The organism is Rhizomicrobium sp., from assembly GCF_056722145.1.
This window is the reverse complement of the sequence record NZ_JBWZET010000105.1, coordinates 1-16862: the sequence shown is the minus strand read 5'-3', so window position 1 is coordinate 16862 and position 16862 is coordinate 1. Positions and strand designations below refer to the sequence as shown.

At 63.8% G+C, this 16862-nt stretch carries 18 protein-coding genes; 16 read left to right on the top strand and 2 right to left on the bottom strand.

Features of this window, described 5'->3' with window-relative positions; translation table 11 throughout:
* The 10 genes from AC1P6P_RS05760 to AC1P6P_RS05715 all read left to right on the top strand — a co-directional run.
* Positions 1-258 (top strand): NADH-quinone oxidoreductase subunit J (locus tag AC1P6P_RS05760; RefSeq protein ID WP_481401480.1); only part of this gene is annotated, 258 nt, incomplete at its 5' end.
* The gene (gene nuoK, locus AC1P6P_RS05755; RefSeq protein ID WP_481401479.1) at positions 259-567 is read left to right on the top strand and encodes an NADH-quinone oxidoreductase subunit NuoK; all 309 of its coding nucleotides are present in this window, start codon (positions 259-261) and stop codon (positions 565-567) included.
* A gap of 1 nt (position 568) precedes the next feature.
* The gene (gene nuoL / locus AC1P6P_RS05750; RefSeq protein ID WP_481401478.1) at positions 569-2542 is read left to right on the top strand and encodes an NADH-quinone oxidoreductase subunit L; all 1974 of its coding nucleotides are present in this window, start codon (positions 569-571) and stop codon (positions 2540-2542) included.
* 3 nt (positions 2543-2545) lie between these two features.
* On the top strand, positions 2546-4090 hold the full coding sequence (locus AC1P6P_RS05745; RefSeq protein WP_481401477.1) for an NADH-quinone oxidoreductase subunit M: 1545 nt from the start codon (positions 2546-2548) through the stop codon (positions 4088-4090).
* Positions 4087-5523: an NADH-quinone oxidoreductase subunit NuoN gene (nuoN, locus tag AC1P6P_RS05740; protein ID WP_481401476.1), complete on the top strand. Its 1437-nt coding sequence runs from the start codon at positions 4087-4089 to the stop codon at positions 5521-5523. The genes AC1P6P_RS05745 and nuoN overlap by 4 nt, the downstream gene beginning before the upstream one ends.
* Positions 5520-6251, top strand: a complete 732-nt coding sequence (locus tag AC1P6P_RS05735; RefSeq protein ID WP_481401475.1) for a biotin--[acetyl-CoA-carboxylase] ligase — start codon at positions 5520-5522, stop codon at positions 6249-6251. Before nuoN ends, AC1P6P_RS05735 begins: the two co-directional genes overlap by 4 nt.
* Positions 6252-6258: 7 nt before the next feature.
* The gene (locus AC1P6P_RS05730; RefSeq protein ID WP_481401474.1) at positions 6259-7029 is read left to right on the top strand and encodes a type III pantothenate kinase; all 771 of its coding nucleotides are present in this window, start codon (positions 6259-6261) and stop codon (positions 7027-7029) included.
* A gap of 259 nt (positions 7030-7288) precedes the next feature.
* Complete coding sequence (locus AC1P6P_RS05725; protein ID WP_481401481.1) at positions 7289-8878, top strand: ribonuclease J; 1590 nt, start codon at positions 7289-7291, stop codon at positions 8876-8878.
* Positions 8879-9022: 144 nt separating this feature from the next.
* Positions 9023-9421 (top strand): methylmalonyl-CoA epimerase, encoded by a 399-nt coding sequence (gene mce / locus AC1P6P_RS05720; RefSeq protein WP_481401473.1) that lies wholly within the window; start codon positions 9023-9025, stop codon positions 9419-9421.
* On the top strand, positions 9421-9636 hold the full coding sequence (locus AC1P6P_RS05715) for a DUF1467 family protein (protein WP_481401472.1): 216 nt from the start codon (positions 9421-9423) through the stop codon (positions 9634-9636). The genes mce and AC1P6P_RS05715 overlap by 1 nt, the downstream gene beginning before the upstream one ends.
* On the opposite strand, the gene AC1P6P_RS05710 is transcribed toward AC1P6P_RS05715, so the two are convergent.
* Positions 9633-10961, bottom strand: coding sequence for an NCS2 family permease (locus AC1P6P_RS05710; protein ID WP_481401471.1), 1329 nt, complete (start codon positions 10959-10961; stop codon positions 9633-9635). The two genes, AC1P6P_RS05715 and AC1P6P_RS05710, sit on opposite strands and share 4 nt — an antisense overlap.
* A 658-nt stretch (positions 10962-11619) precedes the next feature.
* On the opposite strand from AC1P6P_RS05710, the gene AC1P6P_RS05705 reads away from it, so the two are divergent.
* Entirely contained in the window at positions 11620-13239 is a 1620-nt protein-coding gene (locus AC1P6P_RS05705) for a hypothetical protein (protein WP_481401470.1), read from the top strand.
* Here the strand turns inward: AC1P6P_RS05705 and AC1P6P_RS05700 are convergent.
* A complete protein-coding gene (locus AC1P6P_RS05700) occupies positions 13200-13748 on the bottom strand; it encodes a hypothetical protein (protein WP_481401469.1) in 549 nt (182 codons plus the stop codon). The genes AC1P6P_RS05705 and AC1P6P_RS05700 overlap by 40 nt on opposite strands.
* A 173-nt stretch (positions 13749-13921) precedes the next feature.
* Here AC1P6P_RS05700 and AC1P6P_RS05695 point away from each other — a divergent pair, with 173 nt between their 5' ends.
* The 5 genes from AC1P6P_RS05695 to AC1P6P_RS05675 all read left to right on the top strand — a co-directional run.
* On the top strand, positions 13922-14188 hold the full coding sequence (locus AC1P6P_RS05695; protein WP_481401468.1) for an AbrB/MazE/SpoVT family DNA-binding domain-containing protein: 267 nt from the start codon (positions 13922-13924) through the stop codon (positions 14186-14188).
* Positions 14188-14580, top strand: a complete 393-nt coding sequence (locus tag AC1P6P_RS05690) for a PIN domain-containing protein (RefSeq protein WP_481401467.1) — start codon at positions 14188-14190, stop codon at positions 14578-14580. Before AC1P6P_RS05695 ends, AC1P6P_RS05690 begins: the two co-directional genes overlap by 1 nt.
* A 73-nt stretch (positions 14581-14653) precedes the next feature.
* Complete coding sequence (proS, locus tag AC1P6P_RS05685; RefSeq protein ID WP_481401466.1) at positions 14654-15976, top strand: proline--tRNA ligase; 1323 nt, start codon at positions 14654-14656, stop codon at positions 15974-15976.
* Positions 15977-16020: 44 nt separating this feature from the next.
* Positions 16021-16341 (top strand): nucleotidyltransferase family protein, encoded by a 321-nt coding sequence (locus AC1P6P_RS05680; protein ID WP_481401465.1) that lies wholly within the window; start codon positions 16021-16023, stop codon positions 16339-16341.
* Positions 16342-16416: 75 nt separating this feature from the next.
* A partial coding sequence (locus tag AC1P6P_RS05675) for an ABC transporter permease (protein ID WP_481401464.1) occupies positions 16417-16862 on the top strand: 446 nt, incomplete at its 3' end.

Genomic DNA, 16862 nt, shown 5'->3' with positions numbered 1-16862 from the left:
GCCCAGGTCCTGGCTTCCGCCCATGCCGTGCCGGCCGGCGTCACCAACACCGAGGCGCTGGGCCTGATCCTTTATACGGACTATATCTATTACTTCCAGATCGCGGCCATGGTGCTTCTGGTGGCGATGATCGGCGCCATCGTGCTGACCCTGCGCCACCGGCCGGGCGTGCGGCGCCAGTCGATCTCCGTGCAGAACGCGCGTACGCCGCAAATGGCGATGGAAATGCGCGATCCCAAACCGGGGCAGGGGGTGTAAATGGCCGTCGGTCTTCCCAACTATCTCGCCCTTGCCGCGATCCTGTTCACCATTGGGGTGTTCGGAATCTTCCTGAACCGCAAGAACATCATCATCATCCTGATGTCGATCGAGCTGATCCTGCTCGCGGTCAACATCAACTTCGTCGCCTTCTCGGCGTTCCTGAACGATCTCGTCGGGCAGGTGTTCGCGCTGTTCGTCTTGACCGTCGCTGCCGCCGAGGCTGCGATCGGGCTTGCCATCCTTGTGGTCTATTTCCGCAACCGCCACACCATCGCGGTGGACGACGTCAACTTGATGAAGGGCTGAGATGCTGTACGCCATCCTCGTCTTCCTCCCGATCATCACGTCGGCCATCGCCGGCATCTTCCAGAAATGGCTGGGGGCGCGCCCGTCGGAACTCATCACCACGCTCGGGCTGTTCGTCAGTCTGGGGCTGTCGGTCTATGCCTTTTACGACGTCGCGCTGCTTGGCCACGCCCAGATCGTGCCGCTGTGGAATTGGATCAGCTCGGGCGACCTCAGCATCGACTGGTCGATACGCGTCGACACCCTGACCGCCGTCATGCTGGTGGTGGTGACGGGCGTTTCGGCGCTGGTGCACCTCTATTCGATCGGCTACCTGCACGACGATCCCGGCCGGCCGCGGTTCTTCAGCTATCTGTCGCTGTTCACCTTCGCCATGCTGATGCTGGTGACGGCCAACAACTTCGTGCAGGTGTTCTTCGGCTGGGAAGGCGTCGGCCTCGCGTCCTATCTGTTGATCGGCTTCTGGTACAAAAAACCGTCGGCCAATGCGGCGGCGCTGAAGGCGTTCGTCGTCAACCGCGTCGGCGATTTCGGCTTCATGCTCGGCATTTTCGCGATCTATTGGGTATTCGGCACCCTCGATTTCGATACCGTGTTCCGCGCCGCGCCGATGTTCGCCGGCAAGACCTTCGAGTTCGCCGGCCAGCAGGTCGACATCCTCACCACCATCTGCCTCTTGCTGTTCGTCGGTGCGATGGGCAAGTCGGCGCAGATCGGCCTGCACACCTGGCTGCCCGACGCGATGGAAGGCCCGACGCCGGTCTCCGCCCTGATCCATGCCGCCACCATGGTGACGGCCGGCGTGTTCCTGGTCTGCCGCGCCTCGCCACTGTTCGAGCACGCCCCGGATGCGCTCGCCTTCGTCACGTTCATCGGCGCCACCACCGCGTTCTTTGCCGCCTCGGTCGGCCTGTTCCAGAACGACATCAAGCGGGTGATCGCCTATTCGACCTGTTCGCAGCTCGGCTACATGTTCGTCGCGGCCGGCGTGTCGGCGTATGGCGCGGCGATGTTCCACCTCTTCACCCATGCCTTCTTCAAGGCGCTTCTGTTCCTCTCGGCCGGTGCGGTGATCGTCGCCGTGCATCACGAGCAGGACATGCGCAAGATGGGGGGCCTCCGGAAACGCCTGCCGTTCACTTATGCGATGATGCTGATCGGCAACCTGGCGCTGACCGGCGTCGGTCTGCCGCTGCTCGGCATCGGCACTGCCGGCTTCTATTCCAAGGACGCGATCATCAACGCCGCCTACCTGTCGAACTCGCCGATGGGCCACTATGCCTTCACGCTCACCATTATCGCGGTGGCGATGACCTCGTTCTATTCGTGGCGCCAGTTTCTGATGACCTTCCACGGCCGCTATCGCGGGCTCGATCATCACGAATGGGATCACCATCACGATCCGCACCATCACGCCATTGCCCTGGAAGAGGTGCACGAACCCGCCCGCACCATGCTGGTGCCGCTGGGCGTGCTCGCTGTCGGCGCGCTGATTGCGGGCGCGGCGTTCGTCCATTTCTTCATCGGCGATGCCGTGTTCTGGCGCGGCGCGGTGGCGGTTGCCTATCCCGCGGGCGAGCACGACCTGCCGCTGACGATCGAATTTGCCCCGCTGGTGCTGACCATTCTCGGCTTCGCGGTGGCGTGGTTCTTCTATGTCGCCAAACCCGACCTGCCGGCCAAGCTCGCGGCGCGCAAAGGGCTCGTCTACACCTTCCTCTATCGCAAATGGTATTTCGATGAGCTCTACGATTTCCTGTTCGTGCGGCCGGCGCGCTGGCTGGGGCGGATGCTTTGGAAGGGGGGCGATGGGCGCATCATCGACGGCCTCGGTCCCGACGGCATTGCGGCGCGCGTGCTCGATGCGACCCGCGGTGCGGTCAAGCTGCAATCGGGTTACGTCTACCACTACGCCTTCGCCATGCTGATCGGTGTCGTGGGTCTGGCGACCTGGTTCATGCTGGGGGGGAGGTAAGCCATGAGCCATCTCCTTTCCATCATCACCTTCCTGCCGCTGGTCGGCATCCTCGCCATCCTGATCACGCGCTCGAGCGACACGGTGCGCGCGTCCACGGCCCGCTGGGTGGCGCTCGCCATCACCCTGATCGATGCCGCGCTCACCATCTATATGTGGAGCCGGTTCCAGGGGAACACCTCGGCGTTCCAGTTCGTCGAGCAGGGCGAATGGTTCGGCGCTGGCACCGGCATCACCTATCACATGGGCGTCGACGGCATTTCGATGCTGTTCGTGGTGCTGACCGGCCTGTTGATGCCGTTCACGATCCTGGCGAGCTGGGAGGTGAAATCCCGCGTGCCGGAATACATGATCGCGTTCCTGGCGCTCGAAACCCTGATGATGGGCGTCTTCACCGCACTCGATGTCTTCCTGTTCTACATCTTCTTCGAGGGCGGCCTGATCCCGATGTTCCTGATCATCGGCATCTGGGGCGGCAAGCGGCGCGTCTACGCCAGCTTCAAGTTCTTCCTCTACACGCTGCTCGGCTCGCTGTTGATGCTGTTGGCGATGCTGTGGATCTACTTCACGGCAGGCACCACCGACATCCCGACCATCATCAACACGGTGCATTTCCCGGTCCAGGCGCAGTACTTGCTATGGCTGGCCTTCTTCGCCAGCTTCGCGGTGAAGATGCCGATGTGGCCGGTCCACACCTGGCTGCCCGATGCGCACGTTGAAGCGCCGACGGCCGGATCGGTGATCCTCGCCGCGATCCTCTTGAAGATGGGCGGCTACGGGTTCCTGCGCTTCTCGCTGCCGATGTTCCCGACCGCCTCCGCCGATCTGGCGTGGCTGGTGTTCGCGCTGTCGATCATCGCGATCATCTACACCTCGTTCGTCGCCCTGGCGCAGGAGGACGTGAAGAAGCTGATCGCCTATTCGTCGGTGGCGCACATGGGCTTTGTCACCATGGGCATCTTCACCCTGACGCAGCAGGGGGTGGAAGGCGGCGTCTTCCAGATGCTGAGCCACGGCGTCGTCTCGGGGGCGCTGTTCCTTTGCGTCGGCGTGATCTACGACCGCATGCACACCCGCGAGATCGCGGCCTATGGCGGACTGGTCAATCGCATGCCGTTCTATGCCGCGTGTTTCATGGTGTTTACGCTCGCCAATATCGGCCTGCCGGGCACCAGCGGCTTCATCGGCGAATTCCTCACCCTGCTGGGCGCCTTCCATGTCCAGACCTGGGTTGCGATCTTTGCCGCCACCGGCGTGATCCTGTCGGCGGCCTACATGCTGTATCTTTACTGGCGCGTGATCTTCGGCGATCTGGTCAAGCCGACGCTGCAGGCGATCAAGGACCTTTCCTTGCGCGAAGCCGTGATCCTGGTGCCGATGGTGGCCGCGACCATCTTCATGGGCGTCTATCCGCGCTTCATCTTCGACATCACCGGCACCTCGGTCGCGCACCTGCTGCAGCAGCACAAGACTGCGGTGGCGTATGACCACACGGCCCATCCGTCTGCCGTGAAGTTTGCCCAAAGCGCCGCAAGGAGTACGCCATGACCATCGGGCATGATCTCATTGTTCTGGCGCCGGAGTTGATCCTGGCGATCGGGGCTATGGCGGCGCTGATGATCGGCGCATGGCGGGGCGACAAGGCGACCGGATCGGTTTCCGGCCTGATGGTGGCGCTGATGATCGCGGCCGCCATCGCCACCGTGGTCACCGGTCCGGCCACCGCCTTCAAAGGCGCCTTCGTCGTGGATGCGTTTTCGCGCTTCACCAAGGTCTTGATCCTCGGCTCGGCGGCGCTGTGCATCGTCATGGCGCAGAATTTCTTCGTTAAGGAGCGGATGGCGCACTTCGAGCTGCCGATCCTGATCGGGCTTTCCACCGTCGGCATGATGGCGATGGTGTCGGCCTCCAGCTTCATCGCGCTCTATCTCGGGCTCGAGCTGCAGAGCCTCGCGCTTTACGTGCTCGCCGCCTTCAACCGCGACAGCGTGAAATCGACCGAAGCGGGCTTGAAGTATTTCGTCCTCGGGGCGCTGTCGTCGGGCATGATGCTGTACGGCATCTCGCTGATCTACGGCTTCACCGGTACCACCGATTTCGGCGCCGTCGGGCAGGTGATCGCCCAGTCCGGCACCGGCATCGGCCTGATCTTCGGGTTGGTATTCCTGATCGCCGGCCTTGCCTTCAAGATTTCCGCGGTGCCGTTCCACATGTGGGCGCCCGACGTCTATGAAGGCGCACCGACGCCGATCACCGCCTTCTTCACCACTGCCGCCAAGGTCGCTGCGTTTGCGCTCGCCATCCGCGCCATCATGATTCCGTTTGCCCATGTCGTCGGCGAATACCGCCAGATCATCGTGGTGGTGTCGGTGCTGTCGATGTGGCTCGGCGCCGTCGCCGCGATCGGGCAGGAGAACATCAAGCGCCTGATGGCCTACAGCTCGATCGGCCACATGGGCTACGCGCTTTTGGGGCTCGCCGCCGGAACCCAGGAAGGCGTCCGCGGCATGCTGATCTACATCGCGTTTTACGCCATCACCAACATCGGCACCTTCGTCTGCATCCAGGCGATGCGGCGCGACGGGCAGGCGGTGGAGACGATTTCCGATCTCTCGGGCCTGGCGCGCACCCGCCCGGGCTATGCCTTCGCGTTCGCCGCACTGATGCTGAGCCTGGCCGGTCTGCCGCCGGTGGCGGGCATCGTCGCCAAGATCTACGTCTTCCTGGCAGCCATGCATGCCGGCCTCATCATTCCGGCGGTGCTCGGCGTGCTTGCGAGCTGCGTTGGTGCTTACTACTATCTGCGCGTCGCCAAGGTGATCTATTTCGATGAACCGGCGAAGCCGCTCGAAGAAGGGCTCGGCGGGCGCGGCATGGGCCTGATCCTGGCGTTGTCGACGGCCTTCACGCTCTTGTTCCTGGTGGTGCCGTGGGTGCTGGTCGGTCCGGCGTCGGCCGCGGCGGCGGCGATCCTGCCTTGACGAGCTGGCCGGTCGGATACCGATTGCTCGAACTGGCGGAGGTCGACTCCACCAACGAGGAAGCCCGCCGCCGCGCGACATCGGGCGAGCCGGGGCCGCTGTGGATCACCGCCGCGCGCCAGTTGAGCGGACGCGGCCGTCGCGGCCGGGTGTGGACAGCGCCGCCGGGCAATCTGTCGGCGACGCTGCTGCTGCGGCCGGGGCGGCCGGCGGCGGCCTGCGCCCAGCTCTCGTTTGTGGCGGCGCTGGCGGCAGCCGACATGCTGGCGCGGTACGTCCCCGGCGTCGCCCTCAAATGGCCCAACGACGTCTTGGTGAACGGGAAAAAAATCGCCGGAATCCTGCTCGAATCCGAAAGCGGGCCGCAGGGCCTCGCCTGGCTGGCGATCGGCATCGGCGTCAACCTGCAGGCGTTTCCCGACGACACCGATCTGCCCGCCACGGCGGTCGCGGCCCTCGGTCATCCGGCTCCGTCGCCGCAGGATGCGCTGCTCGATCTCGCTGATGCTTTCGCGAAGTGGTATGAGGCGTGGCGCGCCGGCGGGTTCGTTCCCATCCGGGAGGCCTGGCTGTCGCGCGCGCACGGGTTGGGCTCGCGCATTCGCGTACGCCTGACGCGGGAAGAGTTGACCGGCGTGTTTCGCGACATCGACGACGATGGCGCCCTGGTGCTCGGTCTTCCCGGCGGCGTGACGCGCGCGATCGCGGCAGGCGAGGTTTTTTTCTGAGGGTTTCATGCTTCTGGCCATCGACGCCGGCAATACCAACATCGTCTTCGCCGTGTGGGACGGCGAAAAGGTCCGCTGCGAATGGCGTGCGGTCACTTCCACAACCCGCACCGCCGACGAATACGCCGTGCTGCTGAAGCCGCTGTTCGAACTCGGCGGTCTTGCGTTCGCAGATATAGATGGCGCCATCATCGCCACGGTGGTGCCGGCGGCGCTGTTCGATCTGCGTCAGTTGTGCCGCAGATATCTGAACGTCGAGCCGATCGTGGTCAAAGATCCGGCCGTCGATCTCGGCCTCGATGTCCTGACCCTGCGCCCCGAAGGGGTCGGCGCCGACCGTCTGGTCAATGCGGTGGCGGCGCACGCGAGTTATCCCGGGGCGCTGATCGTGGTCGATTTCGGCACCGCCACCACCTTCGACATCGTCAACGTCGACGGTGACTACGAGGGCGGTGTTATCGCGCCCGGCATCAATCTATCGGCCGAGGCGCTGCACAAGGCCGCTGCCATGCTGCCGCGGGTGGCGATCGCGCGCACCAACGCGGTGATCGGCAAGGACACCGTGCCGGCGATGCAGTCGGGCATGTATTGGGGCTATATCGGGCTGATCGAAGGTCTCGTCGCCCGCATCAAGGCCGAGTACGGCGAGCCGATGACGGTGATCGCGACCGGCGGGCTGGGGCGCGTTTTCTATCGCCAGACCCCGGCCATCGACCATTACGACCCGGACCTGACCATCCGCGGCCTCACCCAGATTTACGCGCGGAACAAGGTTTGATGGCAACCGTGTCATGGCCCGCGACTGCGGGCCATCCAGGTCACACGAGCAAAACCGCATCAGGAAGGGGTTCATTTCCCCGTTCCGGGCAGAACAACACGACCTGGGTCGCCCGCAGTCGCTGGCGATGACATCGAGGGGACGATGGCATCTCTTCCCGGTCGTGACCTATAGGAAAGTGAGAGTGGTGGCACACAAACAGGCCGAAGACGACAACGAACTGGTTCTCCTGCCGCTCGGGGGCGCGGGCGAGATCGGGATGAACTTCAACGCCTACGGCTTCGGCCCCGACGACGACCGCAAATGGATCATCGTCGATTGCGGCGTGCTGTTCGGGCGCGAGGGCGGCACGCCGGGCGTCGATCTGATCGTGCCCGACATCTCGTTCCTGGCTGAACGGCGCGACGACGTGCTCGGCATCATCGCCACCCATGCGCATGAGGATCATATCGGCGCCATTCATCTGCTGTGGCCGATGCTGAAATGCCCGATCTACGCGACGCCGTTCACCGCCAAGCTGATTGAAGGCAAGCTGGAAGAGGCCGAACTCACCGGCCGGGCCAAGCTGAAGATCGTGCCGCCGCACGGCAAGCTGACGCTTGGGCCATTCGAGATCGAGATGGTATCGCTCACCCATTCCATTCCCGAGCCGAATGCGGTGGCGATCAAGACGCCGCTTGGCACCGTCGTGCATACCGGCGACTGGAAGCTCGATCCCGATCCGGTGGTCGGCAAGAAGACCGACGTCAATCGCCTGAAGGCGCTGGGCGGGGAGGGCGTCTTGGCGCTGGTGTGCGATTCCACCAACGTGCTGGTGCAAGGCCGCTCCGGCTCCGAGGCCGACGTCAAAAAAGGCCTGTCGGAGCTGATCGGAACGCTCAAGGGCCGCATCGCGGTGACGGCGTTCGCCTCCAACGTGGCGCGGCTCGACACCATCGCGCGCGCTGCCAAGGCGCATAAGCGGCACATCGTTCTGGTCGGGCGTGCCATGCACAAGATCGTGCAGGCGGCGAAGGAAACCGGCTATCTGCAGGATTTTCCGCCGATCGTCGATCAGGACGACGCCGAGGATTTGCCGCCGCACAAGGTGCTCTACATGTGCACCGGAAGCCAGGGCGAGATGCGGGCGGCGTTGCCGCGCATCGCCTCGGGCGAACATGTGGTGAAACTCGGCCCCGGCGACACGGTGATCTTTTCCTCGCGCGTCATTCCCGGCAACGAGCTGGCGATTTTCGAGCTGCACAACAAGCTGGCGGCGCTCGGCGTCGATGTTCTGTCGACGGAGGATCATTTCGTCCACGTCTCCGGTCATCCCTGCCGCGACGAGCTCGCCGACATGTATGCGATGGTGCGGCCCAGGATCGCCGTGCCGGTGCATGGCGAATTGCGCCATCTGCACGCCCACGCCGCGCTGGCGAAATCGCTGCAGGTGCCGCAGGTCGTGATCATCGAGAACGGGCAGATGCTGAAGCTGGCGCCGGGCAAGGCGTCGGTGATCGACGAAACCCCGTCGGGGCGCATCCATCTCGACGGCACCGTGCTGGTGGCCGAGGGCGCAGGCTATGCGCGCGCCCGCCGCTCGCTCGGCTTCGCCGGCATGATCGCGATCACGCTGGTGCTGGACGAGAAGAACCGCGTCGTCGCCGATCCCGGCATGATCCTCGAAGGCATTCCCGAGCCGGTGCACGAGGCGGTGCGCGACGCGGTCGACCGGGCGCTCGAACGCCACAATCCGAAAAAGGACGACGAGGGCGACCTCAAGGAAAAAGTCCGCCGCGCCGCCCGTAGCGCCGCCGAAGACGCCTGGGGCAAGAAGCCGGTGACGCGGGTGGATGTGGTGATAGTGTAACCCCGATGTCATCGCCCGCGAAAGCGGGCGACCCAGGTTGTGTTGCTCCACTTTTTGCGAGTGAAATTTGAGCCTTTCCTGATACGCTTTTGCTGGTGTGACCTAGGTGCCCCGCATTTGCGGGGCATGACAATGAGGTTGAACATGATCGGCCGCTTGAACCACGTCGCCATCGCTACGGCGGACCTTGCCAAATCCGCTGCGGTCTATCGCGATCTGCTCGGCGCCACGGTGTCGGAGCCGCAGGCGTTGCCCGTGCATGGCGTGACGGTGGTGTTCGTCGAACTGCCCAACACCAAGATCGAACTGCTGCAGCCGCTCGGTGACAAATCGCCGATCGCCGCGTTTCTCGACAAGAACCCATCCGGCGGCATGCACCATCTCTGCTACGAGGTGGAAAACATTACCGCCGCGCGCGATACGCTTGTCGCCGCCGGCGCGCGGGTCCTCGGCGACATCAAAATCGGCGCCCACGGCAAGCCGGTGGTCTTCCTCCACCCCAAGGATTTCGTCGGTACGCTGGTGGAATTGGAGCAGGCCTGATGGTCCACGGCGCCGTCCTCGTCAGTGCTTTTGCGGTGCTGTGGTTCGTCGCCTTCCTGTGCCTGCTGCCGGTCGGGATCGGCGAAGTCGAGCCCGGCGCCGGGGCGCCCAAGCGCCCGCTGCTGGCGCGCAAAGCCCTCTTCGCGACCGCGATTGCCGCGGTGTTGTTCGCGGTGTTCTACGGCCTGATCGTTTTCGGCGTGTTGGATCTCTAACCCGCCCCGCCCGGGAAGCTTTGCGTATCCATGATGATCTTGGCGATGAAGGCGAGGGCGATCACCAACGCGGCGGCGTTCAAATCCTTCCACCGCCCGGTCACCGCCTTGATCGCGACATAGGCGATGAAGCCGATGCCGATGCCGGACGCGATCGAATAGGTGAAGGGGATCGCCAGTGCCGTCAGCAGCGCCGGAGCGGCTTCGGTGAGGTCGTTCCAGTCGATTTCCTTGAGGCCGCCGACCATCAGCACCGCCACGAAGATCAGCGCCGGGGCGGTGGCATAAGCAGGCACGGCGGTGGCGATCGGCGCGAACAACAGCGCCAGCAGGAACAGCACGCCGACCACGACCGCGGTCAGCCCGGTGCGGCCGCCCGCCTGGATGCCGGCCGAACTTTCGATATAGGCCGTCACCGGCGAGGTGCCGAGCACGGCGCCCAGCATCGAACCGATGGCGTCGGTGGTCAGGGCGCGGCGTGCGTTCGGCAGTTTGCCGTCCTTGTCGTTGAGATTGCCTTGATAGGCGACCGCCGTCAGCGTGCCCGAGGTGTCGAGCATCATCACCAACAGGAACACCAGCACCGTAGAAACCATGACAGCTTCGGGGGTGCGGCCGGGATCGAACTGCAACTGGAAAAAGGTCGCGGCCATCGACGGCGGCGGGGCGGCGATGGCGGCGGGCGCCGTCTGCAAGCCGAAGGCGAACGCGAGCACGGTGACCAGACCGATGCCGATCATCACCGCGCCGATCACGCGTCGCGCCGCCAGCGCGAAGATCACGATGAAGCCGAGCGCCGCCAGCAGCGCGTGCGGGTCGGACAGCGGCCCGGCGGTCAAAAGACTGATGGAGCCGTTGGGGATGACGATGCCGGCCTGATTCAGTCCGATCAGCGCCAGGAAAAAGCCGATGCCCGCGGCGATGGCGAGTTTCAGCGAACGGGGCAGGGCATTGATCAGCCACTCGCGCGCCGGGGTAATGGAAATCAGCACGAACAGAATGCCGGCCAGGAACACGCAGCCAAGCGCCAGTTGCCAGCTATTGTTGAGTGCGGGAATGACGGTGAAGGCGAGGAAGGCGTTGAGTCCCATGCCCGGCGCCAGCGCCACTGGCAGCTTCGCCCACAGTCCCATCAGGATCGTCGTCAGCGCCGAGGCGAGGCAGGTCGCCACGAACACGGCGTCATAGGCAAGGCCGCCGTTCTTCAGGATCATCGGATTGACGACGATGATGTAGGCCATGGTGAGGAAGGTGGTGATCCCCGCCACGATTTCGCGCCGCACCGTGGTGCCGTGTGCCGAAAGCTGGAAAAACCGCTCGAACATGTTGCCCCCCGCTCACCGATGCGTGGCGGGAACGTAAGGCCGTCTTCCGCGATTTGAAAAGCTTTCTTTCCTCCCCCGTTAGAGCGGCGGACGTTGATGTGAGATCGCCACCACGCTGTCATCGCCCGCGACAGCGGGCGACCCAGGTCAAATCTGTCGCGATCTTAGGGGCTGTGCCAGATGACACCTGGGTGGCCCGCAGTCGCGGGCCATGACACCGAGGGGCGTGGGAAGATCAAGGGATTCCGGCCGAACGCCCGCCGCTCTATTCAGACGCTGTGCGGCTCGAACGAATGAATCCGCGGGGAAAGAAAGAGGAGCCCAAAATGCGAAAGGCCGGGCTTGGCCCGGCCTTTCCTCCGCAGGGTCCCCCCGACGGATACCTCTCCCCGAACTTGGCCGTTCACGAGCGAAACGCGGGCCTTTTGTTCGTTTTTATGTGGGGCATTCTGTAGTGGAAATTCACATACTTGTCACGATGGAATGTGGCCAAAATGGGCGTTGTTACAGGAATATCCATGGCTCCTGTGGCTTTCGCGCCCTTCTGTTAGCGCTCTCATTAAAAGGTCTCTAAAACATACCTTTAGGTAACCGGTAGCAATCACCATGCCTCCAAGGGTTGCTTGACTGATGGTGCTTCCGCCCGCAGCCTTTGGGCATGCGCAAGTGGGTGGGGTTGGTGTTTGGGCTATGCGTGATTCTCTCGGCGGCGCACGCCGAGGGCACATGGCGCATCACCAAAGATCATTGGACGGCGGCGGACGAAGCGGGCTTCTCGCGCTTCGTGGCGGCGATCGGCGCCTCGGGCTGTTCGTCGTCGGAGAGTTGCTTGCGCGATCCGGCCAATCCCTTCCGCGCCACCGACCAGCGCTTCCTCGACATCGATACCGATTGCGCCAAGTGGCCGTATCTGCTCCGCGCTTATTACGCCTGGAAGAACGGCCTGCCGTTCTCGTTCGAAGACGGTTTTGCCGGTTCGGCCGACGAGAAGCACAATTCCACCGGCAACCGCCCGACCAGCCGGCGCGATTTTCTCGACCATGGCGCCGGCATCAACGGCGCGGCGGCGGTGCGCGAAGTGATCGAGACGGTGAACTCGGCGACCTATCGCTGGGATGTGACGCGCGACGACGGCGTCCGCTCCGATTTCTACGCCCCCGCCATCAAGCCCGGCTCGATCCGCCCTGGCACCGTGATCTACGACACCAATGCCCATGTCGGGATCGTCTACAAGGTCGATGACGATGGGCGCATCTATTACATGGATGCTCATCCCGATTTCACCATTACCCGCAGCGTCTACGGCGCCCAGTTCGGCCAGTCGCCGCTGAAGCTCGGCGGCGGGCTGAAAAACTGGCGGCCGCAGCGCTTGACGGGTGCGCACGACGACGGCGAGGGCCGTCTGATCGGCGGCCACATCGTGCTGGCGGCCAATGCCGAGATCGACGATTTCGCGCTGACTCAATACGTCGGCACCGAGCCGAACCCGTCTGAGAGCGCCAAGAAGGCGCGCTTCGTTTTCGACGGCGAGGAGATGGGCCTTTATACTTATGTGCGCACCGCGATGAGCGGCGGGCGGACCGTGTTCAATCCGCTGCACGAGTTGCGCATCTCGATGAAGAATTTGTGCCGCGATCTCAAGGACCGCGCCAACACCGTCAACCTCGCGATTTCCGAGCACATCCAGGACAAGCCGCATCCCGCCAGCCTGCCGGAAAACATCTTCGATGCGTGGGGCGATTGGGAGAACTACGCCACGCCCGCCCGCGATGCGCGCCTGCGCGAGGGCTTCGCCCAGTTCTACCAGCACATGGCGGGAATGATCGATCTGTGGGTCAAGCGCGATCCGCGCATCGCCTATGAAGGCAGCGACCTCAGGTCCGATCTGCTGGCGGCCTATGATGCGCAAAGCCAAGCTTGCGATCTCACCTATCTCAGCAGCGACAAGCATCCGGTGCCGCTGAACCTCGGCGACGTCGCGACCCGCGTCTATGCCATCAGCTACGACCCGTTCGACTGCATCGAGCTCAGATGGGGCGCGCCAGACGGCGAGCGCGACAGCTGCACTGAGGGCGAAAAGAAAATGCGCTGGTACGCCGCCCAAGAGCGCTTCCGCCAGATGCAAACCCGCGATTTCTTCGCCGGCTACGATTTGGAAGGCCTCGAACGCAAAGCCCAGAAACCGCAGGCCCCGCCGCCGCCGGTCGACGTCCGCCTCCTGATCGCCAACATGCCCTATCAGGTCCCACTCGAACCGATGAAACCGGTGGGGCGATAATCGTCCGTCGCGATATACCGCCCGTCGCGGTCGAGCGCCGCGAGCATCATCGTCAGGCTCTCCATCAGCGCCGCGGTGTCGTGACGGCGAGGGCGGCCGATCAGCCCGCCGTTGGCGGAAGCGCGGCGCACGGTGGTGATGCCGTGGTGCAGCGAGTGGTGCCAATGCGCCTTGGTCACCGCGAACGAATGCCACTTCAGTCCACGGATGATCGCGGCCGAGGTCTGCCAGTCGAGCGCGCCGACGGCATAGAGATCGCCGAGTGCCCGGATCAGTTTGGCGTTGGCGAGCTGGTGGCGCTTGAACGGGCTGGCGTTGACCTTGGTTTCGGTGAGCAGCACCCGCAAACCCAGCCAGCCTCGCCGCACGAACACTCCGTCGATGCCGTGGCCAGCCGCGTCGATCTTCGATGGCAGTTGCCGCCAGCCGTGCTGAGTCAGGATCGCCGCCGTCAGCAGCTCGCCGAAATCGCCTTTGACGTGCCGCGGGTCCTGGCCGCGAAACCGCACCCGCGCCTCGCTCCAGCGGGGAGGGGGCGTGAAGCGGACTTGAGACACCTTCAACCAAGTCAGGAAACCGAAGAAAAATCCCGCAAAAACAAACAATAGCCCCCAATGTATATACATGTATTTACACGCCCCGCCCGCAGCGCTATTATGCCAGGAAATCGGCGAGGTCCGCCATGGACAAGAACACCCCTAAAACCGTGACGACCCGGGTCTTCAAATCGGGCAACAGCCAGGCGGTGCGTATTCCGGCCGAATTGGCCTTTGAGCGCAACGATATGGAAGTGACCATCAGCCGGAATGGCGATGTCATCACAATCCGCCCGGCAAATGCGCGGATAAGCGTAGAGCAGATGTTTGCGAAGCTCAGAGCGCTTCCGAAGGCGTCTTTATTTCGGCAGGTCGACCGCATCGAGTTGCCGGATCGCGATTGGGATAAGTAATGCCCTATTTGATCGATACCAACATCGCAATTCATGCGATCGACGGGCTTGACGCGGTTACCACGAAATTTGCCGAGCATGCAGGCGACGTAATGATCTCGGCGTTGAGTGTGGTTGAGCTATATCGGGGTCTGTACCGGGGGGCAGTAGATAGAGCCGCCGCCCAATTGCGGATTGACGCTTTCCTCGAGATCATTCCGACGATTCCATTTGAATTGACGGGGGCCGACGCCTACAGCCAAATCATCGCTCAACTCGGCTGGGTCCGTGGCCGTGATTTCGACCGCATGATCGCCGCCCACGCCATCGCGGCCGACTGCACGCTGGTCACCGCCAACCTGGACGATTTCCGGGATATTCCCGGCCTCAGCCTCGAAAACTGGGCGGGCTAGGCGGCCATCGGTCCATTTGCCCCGGGGCGCAGCTACGCTTATGTAGGGCGCTCGCTTCGCCAGGAACCTGAAAATGCGCCTTTCCCGCTTCTTTCTCCCCGTCCTCAAGGAAACGCCCTCCGAGGCGCAGATCGTGTCGCACCGGCTGATGCTGCGCACCGGCATGATCCGCCAGGAGGCCGCCGGCATCTATGCCTGGCTGCCGCTCGGCCATCGGGTGCTGCGCCGGATCGAGCAGATCGTGCGCGAGGAGATGAACCGGGCCGGCGCAGTGGAAATCCTGATGCCGACGCTGCAGTCCTCCGACCTCTGGCGCGAGAGTGGGCGCTACGACGCCTATGGCCCCGAGATGCTGCGCATCACCGACCGTCACGAGCGCGAACTGCTCTACGGGCCGACCAACGAGGAAATGGTCACCGACATTTTCCGCGCCTATGTGCGGAGTTATAAGGCGCTGCCGCTGAACCTCTATCACACCCAGTGGAAATTCCGCGACGAAGTCCGCCCGCGGTTTGGCGTCATGCGCGGCCGCGAATTCCTGATGAAGGACGCCTACAGCTTCGACATCGACAAGGAGGCGGCGCGCCGCTCCTATAATAGAATGTATGTCGCCTACCTGCGCGCCTTCGACCGCATGGGGTTGACCGCGATTCCGATGCGCGCCGACACCGGCCCGATCGGCGGCGACCTTTCCCACGAATTCCATGTCCTGGCCGATACCGGCGAGAGCCAAGTCTATCTCGACAAGAACCTGCTGGAGATGCCGATCCCGCCCGCCGATACCGATTTCGACGGCGATCTCGCGCCGATCGTGCAGGCCCGCTCAGCCATGTATGCCGCCACCAGCGACGTCCACGATCAGGCGCGCTTCGAGACGGAAGTGCCGGAAGAGCGCCGCATGTCCACGCGCGGCATCGAAGTCGGCCAGATCTTCTATTTCGGCACCAAGTATTCCGCCCCGATGAAGGCCAACGTCACCGGCCCCGACGGCAAGGATGTGCCGGTGGAAATGGGCTCGTACGGCATCGGCGTGTCGCGTCTGTTGGGCGCCATCATCGAAGCCAGCCACGACGACGCCGGCATCATCTGGCCGGAACCGGTGGCGCCGTTCGACATCGCGCTGATCAATCTCAAGACCGGCGATGCCAAGACCGAAGCGGCCTGCGCCGATCTCTATGCCAAGCTGGAAACCGCCGGCAAAGAGGTGCTCTACGACGACCGCGACGAGCGCCCCGGTGCCAAGTTCGCCACCGCCGAACTGATCGGCATCCCGTGGCAGGTGGTGGTCGGCCCGCGCGGCCTCGACAAGGGCGTGATTGAGGTCAAGAATCGCAAGACCGGCATCAAAGAAGAACTCTCCGCCGCCGAGGTCGTGAACCGGTTTGCCAAACCGTAATCTCGGCTGCCTAGGCGTGACCCCAGGCTGAGGTATAGTGGAGCATGGACCGTTCGGACGTCATCGACCGCCTGCACCAGAGCCGGCCCCGGCTGGAAGCGCTGGGGGTCGTGCACGCCTATCTGTTCGGTTCGGTGGCGCACGGCACCGCCGGGCCCGAAAGCGACGTTGACCTGATGGTCGATCTCGATGAAGGGCCGGGCGGCCGCAAGGCCTTGTTCAGCGCCTTCGATGTCGGCGGCATTCAGTTCGAGTTGACCGCCATTCTCGGTCGTCGGGTTGATCTGGTCGTGCGCCGCGACGCCCTGAAACCCGGCAAACGGCTCAAGGCCGTCGCAGAAGGCGGGCTGTTTGATGTCTTTTGACGAGCGCGTGATCCTCACCATCCGCGAGGACCTGCCGTCGCTTGATGCGGCGCTCGCCGCCATGCTGGATTCTCTATGACACCCACCCGCCTGTTTGCGCCGTTCGAATGGATGCTGGCTTTGCGTTATTTGCGCGCCAAGCGGGCGGAGAGTTTCATTTCCGTCATTTCCATCATCTCGCTGGTCGGCATCGCGCTCGGCGTGGCGGTGCTGATCATCGTCATGGCGGTGATGAACGGCTTCCGCCACGATTTGATGGGCCGCATTCTCGGCATCAACGGCCACATCACGGTGCAGGCGTACGCCGGCCAGCCGATCGCCGATTACGATGCGCTGGCAGCGCGGGTTGCCAAGGTGCCGGGCGTCACCCATGTCTCGCCGATCGTGCAGGGTTTCGCGGCGGTCGATGCCAACGGCGTGCCGACCGGCGTGCAGATTCGCGGGCTCAGGCGCCAGGACATCGAGGCGCTGACGATGGTGTCGTCGTCGCTGAGCCCGGCCGCGCTCAGGGCTTATGGCGA

Bases quoted from the DNA above. Each gene is read 5' to 3' on its own strand.
- nuoK (WP_481401479.1), top strand. From the start codon at position 259: ATGGCCGTCGGTCTTCCCAACTATCTCGCCCTTGCCGCGATCCTGTTC.
- nuoL (WP_481401478.1), top strand. From the start codon at position 569: ATGCTGTACGCCATCCTCGTCTTCCTCCCGATCATCACGTCGGCCATC.
- AC1P6P_RS05745 (WP_481401477.1), top strand. From the start codon at position 2,546: ATGAGCCATCTCCTTTCCATCATCACCTTCCTGCCGCTGGTCGGCATC.
- nuoN (WP_481401476.1), top strand. From the start codon at position 4,087: ATGACCATCGGGCATGATCTCATTGTTCTGGCGCCGGAGTTGATCCTG.
- AC1P6P_RS05730 (WP_481401474.1), top strand. From the start codon at position 6,259: ATGCTTCTGGCCATCGACGCCGGCAATACCAACATCGTCTTCGCCGTG.
- AC1P6P_RS05725 (WP_481401481.1), top strand. From the start codon at position 7,289: ATGAACTTCAACGCCTACGGCTTCGGCCCCGACGACGACCGCAAATGG.
- mce (WP_481401473.1), top strand. From the start codon at position 9,023: ATGATCGGCCGCTTGAACCACGTCGCCATCGCTACGGCGGACCTTGCC.
- AC1P6P_RS05715 (WP_481401472.1), top strand. From the start codon at position 9,421: ATGGTCCACGGCGCCGTCCTCGTCAGTGCTTTTGCGGTGCTGTGGTTC.
- AC1P6P_RS05710 (WP_481401471.1), bottom strand. From the start codon at position 10,961: ATGTTCGAGCGGTTTTTCCAGCTTTCGGCACACGGCACCACGGTGCGG.
- AC1P6P_RS05705 (WP_481401470.1), top strand. From the start codon at position 11,620: ATGCGCAAGTGGGTGGGGTTGGTGTTTGGGCTATGCGTGATTCTCTCG.
- AC1P6P_RS05695 (WP_481401468.1), top strand. From the start codon at position 13,922: ATGGACAAGAACACCCCTAAAACCGTGACGACCCGGGTCTTCAAATCG.
- AC1P6P_RS05690 (WP_481401467.1), top strand. From the start codon at position 14,188: ATGCCCTATTTGATCGATACCAACATCGCAATTCATGCGATCGACGGG.
- proS (WP_481401466.1), top strand. From the start codon at position 14,654: ATGCGCCTTTCCCGCTTCTTTCTCCCCGTCCTCAAGGAAACGCCCTCC.
- AC1P6P_RS05680 (WP_481401465.1), top strand. From the start codon at position 16,021: ATGGACCGTTCGGACGTCATCGACCGCCTGCACCAGAGCCGGCCCCGG.